Genomic DNA, 20,298 nt, shown 5'->3' with positions numbered 1-20,298 from the left:
AGGGCTCCCGTTTTTTCTGTGGCCAGCGACTCCCTATCAACGATTGCAAGAGTTCTTGCAGAAAAAAAGGCTATGCGGCTGCAATTACATGGCTCCATTACTTGGCGCAATCTGAAGCGGAAGCTTGGACTGTCTTTTTCGTCCCAATGATTAATAGCGTCTATGGGAAATACGGCGTTCTTGGGAATTAAAAGGGAAAAGCTCCCCTTCAATTTCAACAAATCAGTTCTTTTCCGGGGATGAAATGGAATTTCTCCCGTTTATTCCGGAGGAAATGGGGATGGAGGAGGTATTAGTCCAAATAAAAGGGAGGAATTCCCGTTTATCTCTGAAATATAGGTTTTCCCCTTGAATAAGATGGAGTTTTTCCTGTTTATTTTCTGGCGTAGGGCCTGCACCGGATCAAAAGGTTTCCCTCCAGGAAAAACCGGCAAGAATGATGCTAATTAATCATTTGGGAGACAGGGCGATGCGAAAAAGCGGCGGGTACAATGGGCGCGCTGTGAAGTTAGAGTTGAGAGACCTTTGCGCGGTGATGGTGGCTGGGCTTGTTGCAGCCGCCTGTCTGAAGCGGGGACTGTTTTTCTCCGGGGATGGGTATCCTGTTCTAACCATATGGTTCTTGCTGTGCGGAGCCGCCGCGGCCAGCCTGCTTTATGGGGGAGATACGCGGCGGAGTGGATTCCGGCATACCGGCGGGTTGCGGCGGGCGGAGCCGAACATTCCGGGCAGTCCCTCAAAGGAACGAGGAAGCGGGCGGACAAGGAAAGAGCTTTGGGCCACGGCTGCAATGCTGGGCGGCCCCGCCGCGATGATCATTCTGTACGCGGCCGCCTGGATCAGAGGCCCTTTATCCGCGCAGGGCACGATGAACGAGCTGCTGCGCTGGAGCGGCAGCGCCAGCTTCGCTATCCTGGTATGGACGGCCGCATCCAGTGTCAGCGCAGGCCGTCTCCTCTGGGCGGCATGGCATGCGGCGGGCATGGTGTTATGCTGGAGCGGACTACTGGCCTTCTTCGGGGCGCTGCCGATCCCGTACGCGGTATTATACAGCGCTTCGCCCGAAGTCAGCGCCTCGGGCGCAAGGCTTGGCGGGCTGCTGCAGTATCCGAACGCCTTCGGCGCGGCGATGGCGGTATTTTTGCTGGAGCGCCTGTTCGCGGCTGCCCAGAGCTCTGCCAGTGAGCCGCTCGGACGGAAGAACGAAGCCGGAGGCGCTGCGCTTTCTAGCCGGAGAGGCGGGGGGCTTGCCCGGAAGGCACGGGACGGGGAAGGCCTCCCTTCGGGTCGGACCAGTAGTGGCCGCCCGGGCTTCAGCGGGCGGGGCGGAGAGACGCTGCCGACCCATCTGGCGCCTGTTGGCCGCGGCACCCCGGCCGCAAGGCCACTTCGCGGCGAGCTGCTTCGCCTGGCGCCGCTGTTCCCGTACGCCGCCGCGCTGCTCCTCAGCGAGTCGCGCGGCGCGTGGCTGGCGGCGGCCTGCGCTGCGGCCGCCGCCCTGCCCCTGCAGCGGCGGCTCGCCCTGCCGCTGCTGGCCGCCGGCGCCGCCCCCCTTGCGGCGGCGGCGCTGCTCTGCCGCGGGCTGGCCGCCCTGCCCGCGGCTCCCTGGCCCGGCCTGCCGCTGCTGGCCGGGCTCTGGGCCGGCGCGCTGGCCGCCGGCCTGTGGCTGGGCCGCCGCGCGCAGCATGCGGCCGGCCGGGGGCGCGCCGCCGCGCTCATGCTGGCGGCGCTGGGCTGGACGGCGTGCGGAGCCGCCGTCCTTGCGCTCGTGCGCGCGCGGGGAACGGGACCGTCCTCGACGGTCGCCGCGCGCGAGCTGATGTACCGCGACGCTGTGCGGTTCGCGGCGGAGGCGCCCTGGCTGGGCAGGGGCGGGGAGACCTGGCGCAGCGCCTGGCTCGCTGTCCAGTCCCGCCCCTATGTGGGCAGCCAGGTGCACAGCGGATACCTCGATCTCCTCCTGAACACCGGAGTCATCGGGACGGCGGCCGCCGCCGTCAGTCTTGCGGCGGCGGGCTGGCTGATCAGCGCCCATTCCCGGCGGCTCTTGTCTCCGTTTCTGGTTATCGTCCTGCATGGCGCCGTTGATTTCGACTGGAGCTACAGCCTGTTTGGGCTGCTGCTGTTCTGGCTGCCCGCGCTGGCCCGGGCTGAAGCTGTCACCGCCTACGGTCTTTCCGGCCGGCGTCCATCCGCATTAACTCGGTCGGCAGCGGTTTTTCCGGCAAAGCTGTACCCCGCAAAGCTTCTCCATGCCGGTCGCCGGTCCACAACGCCTTCAACCGCGAACCCTAAGCCTGCGAATCATTTACGAGGTAAATCTTTAACCCCAAAGCCTTTGCCAATGAAATATTTACCGGGCCGCCATAACCTGTACATGCTTGTCCGAAAGCTGGCGGCCACCGGAATCTGCGTCCTGCTGCTTGCGCTTTGTCTCCTCTCTTTCCGCGCATACCGGGGCGAAGCGCTGTACCGCGCGGCGGTATCGGCGCGCCATACGCCGGAGGTGGTTTCACTGCTGGAACGGTCGCTCGCCTGGAGCCCGTTGTCTCCGAAGAGCGCCTTGGCCCTGTCTGCTTTTGTTGAGCCGGAGTCGAGGGAGGAGATATTAGCGGCAGGCCTGCGCTATTCGCCGATAAACCCTGCATTAACCTGGGCCAAGGCCGTAGCCGTCGCGGAGAAAGGGACTCCGGAAGAAGCCTTGTATTGGCTGAACCGGGGACTGCGGCTGGATGTGTTTAATTCCCTTAAACGAACGGAAGCTGCAAGCTTAATGTTGGCGAAGGGTGAGCGTTATCTGGCTGAGGGAGACGCGAAAGAAGCGCTGCGCTGCGCGGAAATGGGAGAAGAACTGCTGGAGCAGTATGTTTGGCTTGCGGGTGAAACAGCGGGAGACGCCGGGCATAATGACCGGAATTTCCATTTTACAGCCGGGGCCCGCGCCCTTTACGAACGAAAGGAAGCCCTGAAGCGGGAAGCCTCAGGGCTGAAGGAGGAACACAGTGGGTCTGACGCCTATGCCTTTAGTCGGCGGTAATCCGCCCACGAGTATATACACGGGATCACGACGGCAATCAACAGCGCGGAGATCATGGTATAGGTGAACCATTTTCCCGGAAGAAATGCGCTGATAATGATAACGATGCCCGCCACAGCCCAGAGCGCACCTGCGAGACGATGGGTCCTGCGCCACACTTCCGGACTGGCCAGCGTCCAGGGCGTCTTCACGCCGAGGAAGTAATTGTCCTTAACCTGCGGCATATAATTGCCGATGACGAGCAGCGCCGCTCCGAGCACAATAATGGCGACTCTGGAGCCTTGCAGGGATATGCCAAGCCCGTATAAGACGGAAACCGCCAGCACGGAGTCAAAGATCAGGGATACAGCCAGGCGGATCATTGCATGGGCATTCTCGAATTTGGTGTAGCGCTCTTTTTTCGGATCAAGGGAACGCGTAATTTGCATCAATACCGGCAGCAGCACCCCAAGCCCGCCAAACAGCAGAATAACCGAACTCTTTTTCCAAAATTCATCGAACTCTCCCGATGCACCGATATGCGCCGGAAGCTGCGCGGGCAGCCGGTGATAGTTGACCAGCGCGAAGCCGACCGTAAGCAGACCCACCGCAACGGCCAAAGTGTCCTGCCATTTCCATTTGAAATTTTCCATTGTTACCCCTCCGATTTGGTTACTTCCCTTTTTTGTCCCGGGCGCCGTCCGTCAGCTCCAGCAGCCAGCTCAGCACCTCATCCAGAACGGTGGTATTCAGCGTGTAGCGGATAAACTGGCCCTGCCTCTCGTCCTGCACGAGTCCCGCAGTTTTAAGCGCGTTCAGATGATGGGAAATGCTCGGTTTGGACATGTTGAAAAATTCCGCGATTTCCCCTGCGGTCCGGTCTTTGTCGCGCAGCAGACGGATGATTTGCCGGCGGGTAGGGTCGGCCAGCGCTTTGAAGGATTCATTCATGTTATCGGCGACCTTTCGATATTTAGATAATTGTTTAAATGTATAATAGTTGAGGACTACCCGCTTTGTCAATGATCGAAGTTCCGTTCCCGGCCTAACTAGAAGTTGCAAGCTTCCCTATGCTAGAATGTCTAATAGAAACCTACTGCATAGACAAGAATGCGGGCAAGGGTCCAGGGTTGTACATAGGGCGTACTGACGGCATTCGTAAAAACGGGAGGAGGAACAAAAGTTGCACGTCATTTCAGATGTGGTCTCGCAGCTGTTTGAATGGATTCAGAGTTTGGGATACATCGGCATTATGATTGGGCTTATGATTGAAGTCATACCGAGCGAGATCGTCCTGGCCTACGGTGGTTATCTGGTTCATTTGGGAGAAATTAATTTTTTCGGGGCCGTTCTCTTCGGTACGATTGGCGGGGTAGTAGCCCAGATTTTCGTGTATTGGATTGGCCGTTACGGCGGCAGGCCGGTGCTGGAGCGGTACGGCAAATACATTTTAATCAAAAAGCACCACATCGACCACGCGGAAGCCTGGTTTGAGAAGTACGGCACCGGCGTTATTTTTACGGCCCGGTTTATTCCGGTCGTACGTCACGCCATTTCCGTTCCGGCGGGGATTTCGCGTATGCCGATCTGGCGGTTTATTGTGCTGACGACGCTGGCCGTTATTCCATGGAGCGTTTTGTTTGTTTATCTCGGCATGACTCTGGGTGAAAATTGGGAGAATATTGATGAAACAGCCGCCGCGTATACGCATGAGATCATCATCGGCGCGATCGCGCTGATCGTGGTTTATTTTCTGTTCAAGTGGCTTCAATCCAAAAAGAAAAGAGGTAATGCGGCATGAAGCGAAATCTCGCTTCCAAATTCGGACAGGGACTGACGCCCCGTCAATTTGTGGAGGGCATGACCAAGAACCAGCAGGCGTTTGAATCCTGGTATGAGGCTTTCTCCTGGCAGGACGAGAGCGACCGGGAGTTTTTTGAAAGCCTTAACCACCGCGACGATCTGCGCTCGCTTATCCTGGCCGCCGACTGGTGTGGCGATGTTGTTCGCAATGTGCCTGCCGTATTCCACATCCTGGAGACTGCTGGCATCCGGACGGAAGTGCTCATTCTTGAGGAAAATCAGGATGTGATGGACGATTATCTGACCATGGGCGGACGTGCGGTGCCGATCGTCATTATTGCGGATACGGGCGGACATGTGCTTGGACACTGGGGTCCGCGGCCGCAGCATGTGCAGTCGCTGATGAATGATTTCAAGAGAGAGAATCCGGACCGCGAGGCTCCGGACTATGAGGCCAAAATCGCGGAGGTCCGCAAGGCGATGGGCCAGGCTTACGGGGAGGGAACGGAATATCAGGCCGTGATCGCGAAGGAACTGCGCGAACTGATTTCCGGATTTTAAGCCATGCTGAACATTCGAAGTTTTAATCTCGGTCCTTTGCAGACCAACGCCTATTTGCTGACGGGAGCGGACCCCGCCAAAGGCATTATAATTGACCCGGGCATGAACCCGGCCCCGCTGGTGCGGTCCATTCAGGACATCGAAATCGAAGCGATTCTGTTGACGCATGCTCATTTTGACCATATCGGCGGCGTCGACGAGATTCGCAAGCTGAAGAATTGCCCTGTTTACCTCCATGCCCTGGAGAGCGATTGGCTGACAAGCGCCAAGCTGAACGGCTCGCTTCTATGGCCGAACGTATCGCCTCCGATGACGACGGACCCCGCCGAGTTCGATCTGGACGAGGGCCAGACCCTTGAGCTGATAGGGAATACGTTCCGCGTCTTCCACACGCCGGGGCATTCTCCGGGAAGTGTAAGCTTTTTGTGCGGAAACGACTTGTTCGCCGGCGATGTGCTGTTCCGGTTGAGCGTTGGACGGACGGATCTGCCTGGCGGAAAAGAGCGCGATCTGCTGGATTCCATTCAGAACAAGCTGTTCAAGCTGGACGACGATGTGACTGTGCACCCGGGTCACGGTCCGAAGACGAGAATCGGCTTTGAGCGTGCGAACAATCCTTATGTATCTTGACGGATTGCGTCGGCAATCGACAAAAAGCGAGAAACAGGCTGGACAAAAGACTACAAACTTGCTACAATGATGTTAATTGAATGTAACATTTACCTTGCGAAGCACGCAGACTGTGGAATCATCCCGGTTTGCGTTCTTTTTTTTGTCTTGAATGGGGGATAAAGGGTGAACGGAGGAGCTTTTGTTGAAGAGCAGGATGCGCTATCTTTTGGACTCTGGGTACCATGATAATCGAATCGAAGCTGCCGGAGAGAAGAATGGGCCGGACCGCCAACGGGTTGGCTCCCGGGATGAAGAGGCGGAGATAATTGGACGATGCCATATCCGGGAGGATGCTGCCCGATATTACGGCGCCGCGGAGCGCTTACCTCAAGAGATGCTCAAGAACGAATCGGCTTCGCCTCCGAGGGCCGTTCCTTTATTCTGGAGTTTCCCGAAGGGAAGGGGAGCGAAACAGCCGTGGAGACGCAGGCTGTGGGAGCACAGGAGAGATGAACTGTAAATTTTTTTCGCATGCCTTTGAACGATCTTTTCGGGCCAAACGTATTACATATGAATAAAAATAACGGCGGGAGAACCGATGAGCGACGAGGAACTTGGATTGATCCGCCAGGCGCAGCATGGTGACCGTTTTGCGCTGGCGCAGCTGTTTCAGAATCACTATTCCTTTCTGTACAAATATTTGCTGAAGGCGACAATGGACCCTCAGGTGGCAGAAGACATCACTCAGGATACGATTGTCAGATGCATGGAGAAGATGGCTTCCTACAACGGTTCGTCCTCGTTCTCCTCCTGGATGATTACGATTGCTACCCGGCTGTATATCGACAGGATGAGGCGGCGCAGCCGTGAGAGAGAATGGATTCGGCGCGAGCAGGGCATTCGGTCCATCCGCTGGCAGTTTGAAACCCAGGGCGAAGAGTGGAGCGATGTGCTGGACTCCTTGTCCCGGGTCCCTTCGCCCCAGCGGATCGCCCTGCTGCTCAAGCATTATTACGGCTACAGCTATGCGGAGATCGGCCGCATTCTCGGCATCCCCGAGGGGACGGCGAAGTCGCGCGCGGCGTACGGTCTACGGCAGCTGAGAGAGGAGATGATTGAGGATGACTAACGAGGGAAGGCCCGACTCAGCGGAAATGGCGGTAACGGAGCTTATCGCGGGTCTGGATCGGCTGGACCGGGCTTACGACAATAAAGCAGCGCCGCCTTCGCTCGGCGTGCTGCAAGCCCGGCTGATTGCCGCATCCGAAAGGCATCGCCGCCGGGTACTGAGGGAATGGCTGCTGTTCTGGCTGGTCTCCTTAGTTATACTTGGGTTCTCTCTGCTCGCGATTACTTCGGCGCCGCCGGTGTATTGGACGATTCAGGGGCTTGTTCCTGTCGCCGGAATCATCGCGGCGGCGATACGTTCCGGACGGAAAGGGCGCGGTGAGCGGAGATGAAAGAACAACATAGTCTGCCGCTATGGGCCTGGGCTTTACTTGCGGTACTGCTGATGACCCAAGGCGCGCTGTTATTCCGCGACGCCCGCGCCCGGGGAAGGTGGCACTGGTTCTGGGGGCTGTGGGGAATGACAACGTTCCCGCTGCCTACGGTTCTCTACCTAATGTTTGTTATATTTCCCGAACACCGCCGGAGACGGAAGGAGAACAAGGTATGAAGTCCATCGATTTATCATTGTTATGGCCTCTCATTGCGCTGCAGGGGCTGCTGGCCGTCATTGGGCTGGTTTCCCTGGTCAAAGCGCAAAGTGTGCGCGGTCCGAAGTGGATGTGGGCAATCATTATCCTGCTTGGGAATCTGCTCGGCAGCCTTGCCTATTTTACGATAGGGAGGAAAGAATGATGCCGCCGCTGCTAGAAGTTTCGGAGCTTTACAAGGCTTTTCAGGGCCGGACTTCCGTAAATGGAATCAGCTTCAGCATGGAGCAGGGGCGCTGCGTTGCCCTGCTCGGTCCGAACGGCGCCGGCAAGACGACGACGCTGCGCATGCTTGCCGGCCTGTTAAATCCCGGCCGGGGCACGATTTTATTCGGCGGCAAGCCGATTGGGCAGGATTACCGGAGGCAGATTGGGTATCTCCCTCAATCACCGGCTTTTTACAACTGGATGACCGGGGAAGAGTACCTGATCTTTGCCTCAAGAATTAGCGGCATGGGCAGGAAAGAGGCTGTGGGCCGCGCTGCCGCCATTCTTGAGCAGATGGGACTTGCGGAAGCTGCCAAGCGGCGGATCGGCGGTTACTCCGGCGGCATGAAACAGCGCCTGGGGCTTGCTCAGGCGCTTGTCCACGCCCCGCGGCTCCTGCTGCTGGATGAGCCGGTATCGGCGCTTGATCCGATCGGCCGCCGCGAGATCATGGAACTCCTGCGGGAAATCGGCAGGGAGACCAGCGTTCTTTTTTCCACGCATGTCCTGCATGATGCCGAAGAGGTCTGTGACGACATTATTCTGATGAACCACGGGGACATCGCCGAGCAGGGAACATTGTCTTCGCTGCGGGCCAAGTACAACCGTCCGGTTATCGCCCTGCGCGTGGAGCAGCGGGAGGAAGCCTTGCAGTGGCTGGAAACGCTGAACAACCGCTCGTATATCCTTGAGAGCCGCGTGGAAGGAGAAGGCTCAGTACTTCTGAAGGTCAAGGATATGGAGGCGGCCAGGTCCGCGATTCTCCGGGAAGCATCCGAACGCGGAATTCCGTTGGCCCGCTTCGAAGCGGGTTCCCTGTCTCTGGAAGATGTATTTATGGAGGCGGTGGGAGAATGAGAAACGCTTTGATTTTTTACCGGAAAGAAATGCTGGAGGCGGTTCGCAGCTATAAGCTGCTATGGATACCGGTCGTGTTTATCATCCTCGGGATGATGCAGCCGATATCGGCCTATTATATGCCTGAGATTTTGCGAATGTCGGGCGATGTACCCGCCGGAATGCTGGAGTTATACAAGATGCCGGGGGCAGGGGAGGTCATGGCCAATTCGATCGGGCAGTACGGAACGGTAGGCCTGCTCGTGCTCGCCCTCTCTGCAATGAACAGCTTTGCGGGCGAACGGGAGGGAGGGGCCGCGGAACTGGTGCTGGCGAGGCCGCTGACTCCATTTGCGGCCGCTTCCGCCAAGTGGCTGGCGCAGCTGTCGCTGCTCGCGCTGTCGCTGGGGCTCGGCGCCGCATGTGCAGGCTACTATACCGTCCGGTTAATCGGCAGCCTGCCTTGGAGCGGGGTTCTGGCAGCATCGGCGCTGTACGGGTTATGGCTGATGTGCGCCGTCTCGCTTACGCTCCTGTTCAGCGCCTGCCTTCGGGCCCCGGCGGCGGCCTTTCTGTCGCTCGCGGCCGCAGCGGCTCTGGTGCTGCTGCACTCTTTGCTGCCCCGGCAGCTGAACTGGTCGCCCGCCGCGCTGCCGCAGCTGTCCGCTCAGGCGCTCACGCAGCAGTCCGTCTCGCCTGCCGATTGGACTTTTCCGGTACTGTCGGGAATTGCGCTGATTGTTCTTTGCTTTTTGGGCGCCTCGGTATTATTTGGACGCCATAAACTGCCGCGCTTTTAGTCCTTGCTGAAAATGTAACAACTTTTTTTCAATTTCATGTTTTTGCGTTTATTTTCAAAATTGCGCCGTTTCTTCCTGTAGACAGGTCTATCTTTTTTTAGTAGACTGTGAAAAAGCACAACAAGAAAGATATTGGCTCAGGAGGTAGGGCGATGCTGCGTTTAGGAGAAAAGGTTGTCATTGTCGCGGACGCTTTCGAGCAGAGCCTTCCTATCGGGGATTACGGATACGTGATCGCTTACGACCGCAATCCTGATAATGCGTTTGATTATGTCATTCGCATCCCTCAGGCGAACCGGAACTTCTATGTCACGGCGGATGACGTTGAGACGGAAGCGGATCTGCTGACCGAGGAAGCGGAGAGAACTACGCGAGAGGCATTGGTCGATTATGCTTTGTCCACGCACAACGAGAAGCTGTTTTACCAATTGATGAACGGTGAGGCCGAGCAGGCGGAAGATATAGAGACTAGTTCCAAGGAAAACATGTCCCAGGCGGAATTCATCAAGCAGGTGAATCTCCGGGCCTGGATTTAAGAAAAACCGGCGCAAGCCGGTTTTTTTCAAAATCGCTGCAAGGGGAGAACTCGGCTTAAGAGGGATTCAGCAGCTTTTTACAAAAGCACCCGGAGGTGCTTTTCTTGTTTTCTAACACTTCGCAAGGTGCATATTCCCTGCATGCTGTGGAGCATATCCGCATTGAATTGTCTACGTATCTACAATATAATAAGTAACGTTATCCGGGCGCTTTAGCCCTTTAAACAGGAGGGATACGTAAGTATGAGCATTACCGTCAAGGATGTGCAGCATGTGGCCCGGCTGGCCCGCCTGCATCTAAGCCCGGAAGAAGAGGCTATGTTAACGGAGCAGATGAACGCCATTTTACAATATGCGGAGAAATTGAGCGGACTGGATACGGAAGGCGTCCAACCGACGACACATGTGCTGCATGTCAGCAATGTCATGCGCGAGGATGTTGTGAAGGAGAGCCTTTCCATAGAAGATGCACTGCTGAACGCGCCGGAGGAAGAGGACGGACAGTTCAAAGTACCGGCAGTCCTAGAATAATCTGAATAGGTAGGGAGATGACATTTTGAGCCTGTTTCAATATCGGTTATCCGAATTACATAATATGCTGCATGCCGTCCAAATCTCGGCCAGTGAGCTGACCGAGGAATCGCTGTCGGCCATCGCGCGGGTGGATGGCGATGTGCACGCTTTCCTGACGCTTGATGAAGAAGGCGCCAGGGCGGCGGCCCGAGGGCTGGACGACAAGCTGGCCACCGGAGCGGCCAGAGGCTTGCTGTTCGGGCTGCCTGCGGGCATCAAGGACAACATTGTGACCAAAGGGCTGCGCACGACCTGCGCCAGCCGTTTCCTGGACAATTATCAACCGATTTACGACGCGACCGTTGCTACTAAGCTGCGCCAGGCGGACGCCGTGACGATCGGCAAGCTCAATATGGACGAGTTCGCCATGGGCGGCTCGAACGAGAACTCCGCTTACGGGGCGGTCCGCAATCCTTGGGATCTGGAACGCGTTCCGGGCGGTTCCAGCGGCGGCTCTGCGGCGGCGGTGGCTGCGGGCGAGGTGTTCTTTGCGCTCGGCTCCGACACCGGCGGATCGATCCGCCAGCCCGCTTCGTACTGCGGCGTTGTCGGCCTGAAGCCGACCTACGGCCTCGTTTCCCGCTACGGCCTTGTAGCGTTTGCGTCCTCGCTTGACCAGATCGGACCGCTGACGCGGACTGTTGAGGACTCCGCCTATGTGCTGCAGGCGATAGCCGGCTATGACGCCCAGGACTCCACGTCCGCCAAGGTCGACATTCCCGACTATTTGAGCGCCCTTACCGGCGACATCAAAGGCCTTCGCATTGCCGTGCCGAAGGAATACCTCGGCGAAGGGGTCGATGCCTCCGTCCGCGAGACGGTGCTGGCCGCGCTGAAGGTGCTGGAAGACCTCGGCGCCGTCTGGGAAGAGGTTTCTCTGCCGCATACCGAATATGCGGTAGCGGCGTATTATCTGCTTGCTTCCTCGGAGGCTTCCTCCAATCTGGCCCGCTTCGACGGCGTCCGCTACGGCGTGCGTGTCGACGATGGAGGCGGGCTGGTCGATTTGTATCATAATTCGCGCAGCCGCGGTTTCGGACCGGAAGTCAAGCGCCGGATTATGCTTGGAACGTATGCGTTAAGCTCAGGCTATTACGATGCCTATTATTTGAAGGCGCAAAAAGTGCGTACGTTGATCAAGCAGGATTTTGACGAAGTCTTTAAGAAGTACGATGTGGTCATCGGACCGACTGCGCCTACAACGGCGTTCAAGCTCGGTTCCCAGACGGAGGACCCGCTTACGATGTACTTGAACGATATTTTGACCATTCCGGTCAATCTTGCCGGCATTCCGGCGGTCAGCATTCCTTGCGGTTTTGCCGAAGGACTGCCTGTGGGGCTGCAGATTATCGGCAAAGAATTCGATGAGAGCACAGTGCTGCGCGTCGCGCACGCCTATGAACAGCATACCGATCATCACAAGCAGCGTCCGCAGCTGTAAACGGTCCATAAGGAGGGAAAGAGATAATCATGTCATCATCCAAGTATGAAACAGTTATTGGACTGGAGGTTCACGTCGAGCTTCATACCAAGTCCAAAATTTTCTGCGGCTGCTCCACGGAGTTCGGCGCGCCGCCCAATACGCAAACCTGTCCCGTCTGCCTGGGACATCCCGGCGTGTTGCCCGTGCTGAACCGCCAGGCGGTAAACTATGCGATAAAAGCCGCAATGGCGCTGAACTGCACGATCAGCGATGTCAGCAAGTTTGACCGCAAGAACTATTTCTATCCCGACTTGCCGAAGGCTTACCAGATTTCGCAGTTTGACCAGCCGATCGGCCTGAACGGATGGATCGATATCGAAGTGAACGGCGAAACGAAGCGAATTGGTATTACCCGGCTCCATCTGGAAGAGGATGCCAGCAAGCTTACGCATGTAGATGGCGGATTCGGCACGCTCGTCGACTTTAACCGGGGAGGAACTCCGCTGATTGAAATCGTCTCCGAGCCGGATTTGCGCTCCCCTGAAGAAGCCCGCGCTTATCTGGAGAAGATGCGGGCGATTATACAGTACTGCGACGTATCCGACGTCAAGATGGAAGAAGGCTCCATGCGCTGCGATGCGAACATCAGCCTGCGGCCTGTGGGCCAGAAGGAATTCGGCATCCGCGCCGAGCTGAAGAACATGAACTCCTTCCGCGGCGTGCAGCGCGGTCTGGAGTATGAGGAGTTCCGCCAAGCGGATATTCTCGATGGAGGCGGCGAAGTCGTGCAGGAGACCCGCCGCTGGGATGACGCCCAGGGCAAGACTTTTTCCATGCGGGGCAAGGAAGAAGCCCATGACTACCGGTATTTTCCCGATCCGGACCTGATTGTGCTGCATATTGATGATGCTTGGAAGGAAGCCATCCGTTCTTCCATTCCCGAGCTTCCGGATGCGCGGCGGGTCCGCTATAGTGAAGAATACGGTCTGCCCGCATACGACGCAGGGGTACTCACCGCATCCAAGCCAATTGCCGATTTCTTTGAGGGAAGCTTGAATTTCACCAGCGATGCCAAAGCCGTCGCCAACTGGATTATGGGCGATCTGCTCGCCTATCTGAACGGAAATAATCTGGAGCTGTCTGAGGTGAAGATCACACCGCAGGGGCTTGGCGAAATGATCGGATTGATCGAGAAGGGCACCATCAGCAGCAAAATTGCCAAAACGGTGTTCAAAGAGATGATTGAATCCGGAAAGCTTCCGGCGAAGATTGTGGAAGAGAAGGGGCTTGTGCAGATCAGCGACGAAGGAGCGATCAAGGGGATCGTGGAAGCGGTCGTTGCGGCCAACCCGCAATCGGTCGAGGACTATAAGGCCGGCAAACAGAAAGCAATCGGCTTCCTGGTCGGACAAGTCATGAAAGAAAGCAAAGGCAAGGCCAATCCGGGGCTTGTCAACAAGCTTCTGACAGAAGTATTGAACAGCTAACATAAAATGCAATAAGTGGGTAATGAATACTGAAGGCTTGTCGGCAGCGGCAGGCCTTCGGCAATATATAAGGAGATACCCGGTATGACCAAAATCGTGAAACTGGACCTGCAGGACGAAGATACCCTGGGAAGTCTGTGGAGCCTTCAGCATAAGGCCTATCGCCTGGAGGCGGAGTTGATCGGGTTTCATTCCATACCTCCTCTGCTGGAGACAAGGGATACGTTAAGAAGCTGCGGCGAGGATTTTTACGGCTGCGTCAGTGAAGACGGCGAATTGTCCGGTGCCGTGGCCACGGAAGAAGAACACCCCGAGAGCCTGACGATTACACGGATGATGGTGAGTCCGGATCATTTCCGCCAAGGAATTGCCGGGCGGCTGCTCGAGCATGTATTCGCTCTTTACCCGGATAAGGAGCGTTTTATCGTGTCTACGGGCAAAAAGAATACGCCAGCCGTTTCTTTATACACCAAGCATGGCTTTGTTCCCGTTTCTTCCGCGGAAGTGGCTCCCGGCGTCGAACTGATCGAATTTAACCGGAGCGGTAAACGTTGATTCCGGCAATTACACGGGGAAGGAGAGACGGTCCAGATGAAAAATGATTCGCGTACAGCGTTGTCGATGAATGAACGGGAGCCTTTACCTATAACGGAACGGGGCGGCAAGCGGTCTGGGCTGGAGGAAGAGAGCGGCGGAGCGGAAGTCATTCCTCCCCGGACAAAGCGGCAGCCAGCCAAGCGCAAATTCATAGCCGGCCTGCTGTCGGCTGTAATTCCCGGGGCCGGTCATTTCTATTTGGGCCTTCTCCGGAAAGGGATATCCTTACTGTTTGTGATTGCCCTGGACATTGCGGCATTGCTGTATTTCTCTTCCATCGGCATGCAGATCAATGTGCCGCTTTTGATTTTGCTGGCCCTGTTTATTCCCGTTGTCTATTTCTATAATGTTTACGATGCCCTCCAGTCAGCGGACCGGATCGTTCGTCTCCGGAAAATGGCCGTGCCCCCGGAGTTCTATACACAATCCGTTCAGGCGCGGCGCCGGCGTTCGATCAGCGAACCGGATATTTCATTCGGCCTGCTCCTGCTGGTCGGCGGAATCCTGCTGTTCCTTTTTCGGCAAAGGCCGCCATGGCTTCGGTACTTTATTGAGCATCATGCGGGCGCGGCCATGGGCATACTCTTGATCGCCGGCGGAGTGGCTTTTGCGGCAAGGGAAATGGGCATTAAGTTCATGTCAAGGCAAGGAGACCGGAGAGAACGACGGGTAGGCCGTTTTACCGCCTCTTTCCTGCTGGCTGGAGTCGGCGTTATCCTGTTTCGGGATTGGCTGAAGGGAACCGACGATATGCTGCTGCTGCTGAAATGGTGGCCGGCCGTTCCCGTGATTTGGGGCGTGGAATATTTGCTGGGCTGCATGTTGGCCCGGCGGCCCCGAAGAGCGGGGACCGGTCCGAGATTCCGTCTGGATCTCCGCGGCCTTCTGCTTGCGATTGTGCTTGGCGCCAGCGTGTTTATTGTCTCGGAGCAGGAGCATTATCTTCATCTGTGGAACAAGGTCAGTCTCAATTTAACGGCGGCCGCCGTCGATTACGGTGAGGCCAAGGGCAGCAAGTTTCAGAAGCCCGTTGTAACGGTGCCGGTGGAGCTGCAGTCTGCCAAGCTGACCGTTGACGCCATTAACGGAGACATTGTCGTACACCGCAGTCCCATTGATGATATTGAAGTGACCGCCACCGTATGGGTCGACCAACTGGACGGAGCAAGAGCGGAAGCCGTTTCGGACCAGTCGTTCATTGAAGTTACCGAAGGAGCTGCTATCAAGCTTTCGACCAAGGGCAAGGCCTACGGTGAATCGGGTAAGCGCCAGCCGCGCATGGATTTGGATATCGCCGTTCCGGACAGCCGCCGTTTCAATCTGGACATCACGACCATGAACGGCGGCATCACGCTGCAAAATACGGAAGCGATCCAAGACATCCATCTTGAAACCGGCAACGGACCGATTATTTTGCACAAGGTTTTCGGTAATATCGTAGGGAAGACCCACAATGGGGAAGTGAGGGTCAGAGAAATCCAGGGAGATGTCGACCTGTCCACGAGCGGCGGCGATATGCAGGCTTGGGATGTTGCGGGAAGGCTGAAGCTCTCAACGGCTGTCGGCAATATCCGCGCCCAGCGCAGCGGGGCCGATATCGACGTCTCTACCAAGAACGGCAATGTCGAAGTGAATGAAGCAAGATCGGCTTTGAACGCGCAGTCTCTTAACGGAATCATCGATATCCGCTCTCCTTATGTCCAAGGGGACTGGGATATTTACAGCGCCGCTGGCGATATCCATTTATTTTTGCCGGCGGAAGGGAATTATTCCATTAAAGGTTCCAGCGGCTACGGAGATATCGTTACGGACTTCACCGAACTGGATATCGATAAAAAAACAGTCTCCGGCAAAGTTGGCACAGGCGAGTTCAAGGTGAACGTCGAGGGAAACAGCAACCTAAATGTGAGGAAAAATTGAATAAACTAATTTTTATCAAATAATAATCAGTATAATTAACTGATCGCGTTGACAATATTGAAGAACCGGTCTTACAATAAATACAATAACGTTTATTTACTCATGACTTAGATGTGAAGGCGGTGACAGGAATGGGAAGCGGTGTACAGCACGCATTGGAACAACTGAAGACAACGGGGGTCCGTATTACACCACAGCGTCATGCGATTTTAACCTACTTGATGGAAGCAATGAATCATCCTACCGCTGATGAGATTTATCGTGCGCTGGAACCGAAGTTTCCAAGCATGAGCGTTGCCACCGTGTACAATAATCTCAAGATGTTTATGGAAGCGGGAATGGTCCGCGAGCTGACATACGGCGACAACTCCAGCCGCTTCGATGCCAATGTATCCGACCATTACCACATCATATGCCAGGAGTGCGGCAAAATCGAGGATTTCAGTTATCCTTCACTGCATGAGGTTGAACTTGAGGCGGAGAAGGCTACCGGTTTCAAAGTAAACGGATTGCGCATGGAGCTGTACGGCATTTGCGGATGCTGCTCGAACAAACAGCATTGATAACTGAAACGGTAATACACAGAGTGATGCAAGACTCCGCCGCTCCTTTAAGGGCAGTGGACGCTTTGCCTGAAAAGCAATGACAACGTGCGGAGTCCGAATCTAACGCGGATGCCTCACGTTTTCTTTTTTGTAGCAGCATTTCTCTAACTTTAAATTCAGCAGGGTATGGAGGATGTATTTTGAACAAAAGACAGAAATATAGACGCGGACGCCCCGGCAGACGAGCCGGGCTTCTTCGCAGGCTCTCGGGCCTGCTTATTATTGCGGCAGCGGCATATGCGGTCATTTTTTACGTGCTTCCCAATCCCCTTCAGGTAGACCCGGAGTGGAAAGGGAAGGACAAGCCGATTTTTGTCAAGGGCAAGTATACCGGCTATTCCGCTTCCGGTTCAGGGGAGAGCCTGCTGCTGCCGCTTCCGCTTTTGCAAAAAAACGTCGACTCTTCCATTCGGTATGAAGCCGGGACGAAGTCGGTCATTCTTACGACGGACAGCGAGCTTTTATATATGCAGGCGGAGAAGAAGTCAGCCAGTCTAAACAATAAGCCGATTCAGCTTCGGCTGGCTCCCGAAGAGCGCGGCGGGATAACCTATTTGCCGGCCGAGACGCTCAAAAGCTTATACGGTCTTGATGTGCAGGAGAATGCCGATACAGGTGCGGTTCTGATTATGACAGCCGGAGAAACGGTACAGCTGGGACAAGTACAGGACAAAAAAGCCGCGCTGCGGACCAAGCCGACGATTCATGCGCCCGCCCTGGCCAAAATGAAGGCAGGAACTAAACTACGAATCTGGGGACGTCAGGAAGGATGGCTGTACGCTCAAATGGACGCCGGATATGCAGGTTATGTAAAGGCATCAGAGATAGCCGAGACCGGAACCAAAACGGTGAAAAAGAAGCCCTCCGCTCCAACCCGGGCGGAACGCCGCTGGGATGGTAAAGCCGTAAATCTTACCTGGGAAGCCGTGTATAACCGCAATCCTAATCCCGCTTCCATCGGCAAGCTGACCGGCGTAAATGTCGTAAGCCCCACCTGGTTTAAAATTGTGGACGGCGAGGGCAATGTACGAAGCCAGGCGGATCAGGCTTATGTGTCATGGGCTCACGGCCGGGGAATGGAAGTCTGGGGACTGCTGAGCAACAGCTTCGATCCTGACTTGACCACACAGGCGCTATCCACATATGACAAACGGATGAGGACGATCGTACAGCTGCTGGAATACTGCGACCTTTACAATCTCGACGGCATCAATATCGACTTTGAAAATGTATATACCAAGGACGGCGGCAGTGTCACACAATTTATCCGCGAGCTGAAGCCGATGGCCCAAGCCAAAAATCTCGTTCTTTCCATTGACGTTACCCCGAAGTCAAACAGCGAAATGTGGTCGCTCTTTCTCGACCGGCGCGCGTTGGGGGAGTTGGCCGATTTTATTATCGTTATGGCCTATGACGAGCATTGGGCATCCAGCCCTGAAGCCGGTTCGGTGGCATCCCTTTCCTGGTCACAGAACGCCGTTGAGCGGATTCTCGAAGAGGACTCGGTGCCGGCACGCAAGCTGGTTTTGGGAGTTCCCCTGTATACGCGTATTTGGACTGAACAGAAGGTTGAAGGGAAGACCAAAGTAAGCTCCAAGGCGGTCGGAATGGAGGCCGTTGCCGAAATCATTCGTTCCAAGAAGCTTAAGCCCGTTCTCTCCAAAGATACAGGCCAAAACTATGTGGAATATAAGGAAAACGGAGCTCTCCGCAAAATATGGATTGAGGACAAGGTTTCGCTTAAATCGAGAGTGGAACTGGCCAAGTCTTTGAAGCTGGGGGGAATTGCCTCCTGGAACCGAAGCTTTGCGGATGATGCCGCTTGGAATACTCTGCACGGAATACATCAATAATACGGCTGAACGGCATTTATATAATCTTCCATTAAAAAAAGAGGTCTCTCCAAGGAGAGCCTCTTTTTTTTCTGCCGGTTGCCTGTGCCGACATCCTTTTTTGCTGCGCCCGGAACTCCGATTACCGTTTAGCCTTCCCGTCTTTAAGCTGCTCAGAGGTAATGGTCGCCTGCTCAGGGTCCAGGGTAAGAATCGTATGGCAGAACATGCAGCGGTCTGTTTTGCCGAGCATTTTGGTCCGTTTGCCGCACTCTGGACATTCCACTTGAACGGCGCTTGTGGAGAGCATACCTGCCCAAAAATAAATCGCAAGACTGGCGACCATCGAAACCAGGCCGATTACAAGACCGATTCCGGCGACAATTTTACCTGCCTGACCCCAGAACACAATGCCCGCTGTCCCCAGAATCATAAGCCCCATACCGAGCATCGTCAGCAGCAGACCCCAGGTGCGAAAAGCGTTAATCTTGGCGGATTTAAACATCATGAGTATTTTCTCCCACTAAATATAGTTCGGTCGTCCAGAAGGAACTGACATCAATATGTAGAATTAATAGATTAAGATTCTAAGATAAAAGAATTATAACTGAATTGACGCAAAATCGCCAAATTTGATGGAGGACGATATGGAATTATCCAATCTGACATTATTAAATGGAGATATTTTTGACGTGAATGCTCTGGGAGCGATTGTTTTGGGGTCCCAAGGAAATGCTCTTTTTCAGAGTGCTCTGCTTCACGACTTCGATAAAGTCATATTGATTCTTCATGAGAACGGGGCAGAAAACCGGCTGATTGATCATATGGTTGCAGGCGAATTTCGGACTCAGACTCTCCGCGTCGGGCGTTCGATGCTGGAGCGTTCGATCATCACAGGAGACAATAATGAGCGGGTTACCTGCCTCCTGGAGGGTGAAATCATTTGGGATCCAAAAGGAATCCTGGAGAGGCTCCGCGAAGAAGTGATTCGCTTTGAGCAGCCGCTCAGAGAACGGGTACTGTTCGTGGAATTTGCCCGGTTTCTGCATATGCATGTGAAATCCAAACGTTACTTGCAGGCAGGCTGCTACATGGATTCGTACAATTGTATCCTGGTTGCCCTGTATCATTGGGCTCGGCTGGAGGTCAGTGAGGCTGGCCATTATCCGATGCCGGCGGTATGGGAGCAGGTGAAGAATCTCAACAACTCGGTATACAAGCTGTACGATGAATTGACGATCAGCGGCGAAACGATGGAACAAAGAATTGAGCTTGTTCAGCTTGCTTGTGAGTTCTCTCTTATGTCCAAAATGGGGGATTGCTGCAAATGGCTTCTTGATCTGTTGAGAGACCGCAAAGAGCCGTGCAGCATAGAGGAGCTTCTCGCCCTTCCGGGACTCAAAGATGTGGAAGCGGAACTGCCTTTGGTCCTTCGCAAGCTCACATCCCGCTCATTGGTAAGAGAAATGGCGTCGTGGGCCGATGCGGGCGGCAGGTATCCGATACGATATACATTATAATATATTGACCTTATGTTAAATATGAAGGATTTTGAATTGGAGAGGCTCGGCGCTCTCTTTTTTTTATTTATTTATGGTTGACTGCCCGCTCATTTATGTGATAAATTATAACTCGTCCCTCTGGAGCGGAAACCTTTTAATAAGAACCAGATAATGGATTTTGAAAAAAAGGTTGACTAAAACGGAGAAGACGTGATATATTATAAAGGTCGCTGCAAGAGACGCGGCGACGAACTGAAAGAGACTTTGAT

At 55.1% G+C, this 20,298-nt stretch carries 23 protein-coding genes; 20 read left to right on the top strand and 3 right to left on the bottom strand.

Annotated elements, in window-relative coordinates; translation table 11 throughout:
* Positions 1-436 precede the first annotated feature (436 nt).
* A complete protein-coding gene (locus tag G5B47_RS22345) occupies positions 437-3,037 on the top strand; it encodes an O-antigen ligase family protein (protein ID WP_165103062.1) in 2,601 nt (866 codons plus the stop codon).
* Here the strand turns inward: G5B47_RS22345 and G5B47_RS22340 are convergent.
* Both G5B47_RS22340 and G5B47_RS22335 read right to left on the bottom strand, forming a co-directional pair.
* Positions 3,016-3,669, bottom strand: a complete 654-nt coding sequence (locus G5B47_RS22340; protein ID WP_165103059.1) for an SdpI family protein — start codon at positions 3,667-3,669, stop codon at positions 3,016-3,018. The two genes, G5B47_RS22345 and G5B47_RS22340, sit on opposite strands and share 22 nt — an antisense overlap.
* 19 nt (positions 3,670-3,688) lie before the next feature.
* Positions 3,689-3,967 (bottom strand): autorepressor SdpR family transcription factor, encoded by a 279-nt coding sequence (locus G5B47_RS22335; protein WP_165103056.1) that lies wholly within the window; start codon positions 3,965-3,967, stop codon positions 3,689-3,691.
* 232 nt (positions 3,968-4,199) lie between these two features.
* Between G5B47_RS22335 and G5B47_RS22330 the strand changes: the two genes are divergently transcribed.
* The 18 genes from G5B47_RS22330 (at position 4,200) to G5B47_RS22245 (ending at position 18,548) form a co-directional block, all read left to right on the top strand.
* Positions 4,200-4,817 (top strand): DedA family protein, encoded by a 618-nt coding sequence (locus G5B47_RS22330; RefSeq protein ID WP_165103053.1) that lies wholly within the window; start codon positions 4,200-4,202, stop codon positions 4,815-4,817.
* On the top strand, positions 4,814-5,380 hold the full coding sequence (locus G5B47_RS22325) for a thioredoxin family protein (RefSeq protein ID WP_165103050.1): 567 nt from the start codon (positions 4,814-4,816) through the stop codon (positions 5,378-5,380). The genes G5B47_RS22330 and G5B47_RS22325 overlap by 4 nt, the downstream gene beginning before the upstream one ends.
* 3 nt (positions 5,381-5,383) lie before the next feature.
* Positions 5,384-6,010: an MBL fold metallo-hydrolase gene (locus tag G5B47_RS22320; protein WP_165103047.1), complete on the top strand. Its 627-nt coding sequence runs from the start codon at positions 5,384-5,386 to the stop codon at positions 6,008-6,010.
* A gap of 315 nt (positions 6,011-6,325) precedes the next feature.
* Positions 6,326-6,505 carry a hypothetical protein gene (locus G5B47_RS22315; RefSeq protein WP_165103044.1) on the top strand — a complete coding sequence of 60 codons (180 nt, stop codon included), beginning with the start codon at positions 6,326-6,328 and terminating at the stop codon, positions 6,503-6,505.
* An 85-nt stretch (positions 6,506-6,590) separates the two neighbouring features.
* Complete coding sequence (gene sigY, locus G5B47_RS22310) at positions 6,591-7,121, top strand: RNA polymerase sigma factor SigY (protein ID WP_165103041.1); 531 nt, start codon at positions 6,591-6,593, stop codon at positions 7,119-7,121.
* Positions 7,114-7,452, top strand: a complete 339-nt coding sequence (locus G5B47_RS22305) for a YxlC family protein (RefSeq protein ID WP_165103038.1) — start codon at positions 7,114-7,116, stop codon at positions 7,450-7,452. The genes sigY and G5B47_RS22305 overlap by 8 nt, the downstream gene beginning before the upstream one ends.
* Complete coding sequence (locus G5B47_RS22300) at positions 7,449-7,670, top strand: hypothetical protein (protein WP_165103035.1); 222 nt, start codon at positions 7,449-7,451, stop codon at positions 7,668-7,670. Before G5B47_RS22305 ends, G5B47_RS22300 begins: the two co-directional genes overlap by 4 nt.
* Positions 7,667-7,855 (top strand): PLD nuclease N-terminal domain-containing protein, encoded by a 189-nt coding sequence (locus G5B47_RS22295; protein ID WP_165103032.1) that lies wholly within the window; start codon positions 7,667-7,669, stop codon positions 7,853-7,855. Before G5B47_RS22300 ends, G5B47_RS22295 begins: the two co-directional genes overlap by 4 nt.
* A complete protein-coding gene (locus tag G5B47_RS22290; protein WP_328804628.1) occupies positions 7,855-8,775 on the top strand; it encodes an ABC transporter ATP-binding protein in 921 nt (306 codons plus the stop codon). The genes G5B47_RS22295 and G5B47_RS22290 overlap by 1 nt, the downstream gene beginning before the upstream one ends.
* On the top strand, positions 8,772-9,554 hold the full coding sequence (locus tag G5B47_RS22285; RefSeq protein ID WP_165103026.1) for an ABC transporter permease subunit: 783 nt from the start codon (positions 8,772-8,774) through the stop codon (positions 9,552-9,554). The genes G5B47_RS22290 and G5B47_RS22285 overlap by 4 nt, the downstream gene beginning before the upstream one ends.
* A 152-nt stretch (positions 9,555-9,706) precedes the next feature.
* Positions 9,707-10,090 (top strand): ATPase, encoded by a 384-nt coding sequence (locus G5B47_RS22280; RefSeq protein WP_165103023.1) that lies wholly within the window; start codon positions 9,707-9,709, stop codon positions 10,088-10,090.
* Between the two features lie 243 nt (positions 10,091-10,333).
* Positions 10,334-10,621: an Asp-tRNA(Asn)/Glu-tRNA(Gln) amidotransferase subunit GatC gene (gatC, locus tag G5B47_RS22275; protein ID WP_165103020.1), complete on the top strand. Its 288-nt coding sequence runs from the start codon at positions 10,334-10,336 to the stop codon at positions 10,619-10,621.
* Between the two features lie 25 nt (positions 10,622-10,646).
* Complete coding sequence (gatA, locus tag G5B47_RS22270) at positions 10,647-12,104, top strand: Asp-tRNA(Asn)/Glu-tRNA(Gln) amidotransferase subunit GatA (protein ID WP_165103017.1); 1,458 nt, start codon at positions 10,647-10,649, stop codon at positions 12,102-12,104.
* A gap of 29 nt (positions 12,105-12,133) precedes the next feature.
* On the top strand, positions 12,134-13,573 hold the full coding sequence (gene gatB / locus G5B47_RS22265; RefSeq protein WP_165103014.1) for an Asp-tRNA(Asn)/Glu-tRNA(Gln) amidotransferase subunit GatB: 1,440 nt from the start codon (positions 12,134-12,136) through the stop codon (positions 13,571-13,573).
* Positions 13,574-13,657: 84 nt separating this feature from the next.
* Positions 13,658-14,128, top strand: a complete 471-nt coding sequence (locus G5B47_RS22260; protein WP_165103011.1) for a GNAT family N-acetyltransferase — start codon at positions 13,658-13,660, stop codon at positions 14,126-14,128.
* Positions 14,129-14,164: 36 nt separating this feature from the next.
* Entirely contained in the window at positions 14,165-16,090 is a 1,926-nt protein-coding gene (locus tag G5B47_RS22255; protein ID WP_235957304.1) for a DUF4097 family beta strand repeat-containing protein, read from the top strand.
* A gap of 131 nt (positions 16,091-16,221) precedes the next feature.
* On the top strand, positions 16,222-16,653 hold the full coding sequence (gene perR / locus G5B47_RS22250; protein WP_025336480.1) for a peroxide-responsive transcriptional repressor PerR: 432 nt from the start codon (positions 16,222-16,224) through the stop codon (positions 16,651-16,653).
* Between the two features lie 182 nt (positions 16,654-16,835).
* Positions 16,836-18,548, top strand: coding sequence for a glycosyl hydrolase family 18 protein (locus G5B47_RS22245; protein WP_165103008.1), 1,713 nt, complete (start codon positions 16,836-16,838; stop codon positions 18,546-18,548).
* A 121-nt stretch (positions 18,549-18,669) separates the two neighbouring features.
* Here G5B47_RS22245 and G5B47_RS22240 read toward each other — a convergent pair whose 3' ends face one another.
* On the bottom strand, positions 18,670-19,035 hold the full coding sequence (locus tag G5B47_RS22240; protein ID WP_165103006.1) for a DUF2614 family zinc ribbon-containing protein: 366 nt from the start codon (positions 19,033-19,035) through the stop codon (positions 18,670-18,672).
* Between the two features lie 139 nt (positions 19,036-19,174).
* Between G5B47_RS22240 and G5B47_RS22235 the strand changes: the two genes are divergently transcribed.
* On the top strand, positions 19,175-20,047 hold the full coding sequence (locus G5B47_RS22235; protein WP_165103003.1) for a nucleotidyltransferase-like protein: 873 nt from the start codon (positions 19,175-19,177) through the stop codon (positions 20,045-20,047).
* Positions 20,048-20,298: the final 251 nt, after the last annotated feature.

This window comes from Paenibacillus apii, from assembly GCF_011043685.1.
In the GTDB taxonomy this organism is placed as follows: domain Bacteria; phylum Bacillota; class Bacilli; order Paenibacillales; family Paenibacillaceae; genus Paenibacillus_AQ; species Paenibacillus_AQ sabinae.
The sequence above is the reverse complement of the archived record's forward strand: the minus strand, read 5'-3'. Positions and strand labels throughout refer to the sequence as shown.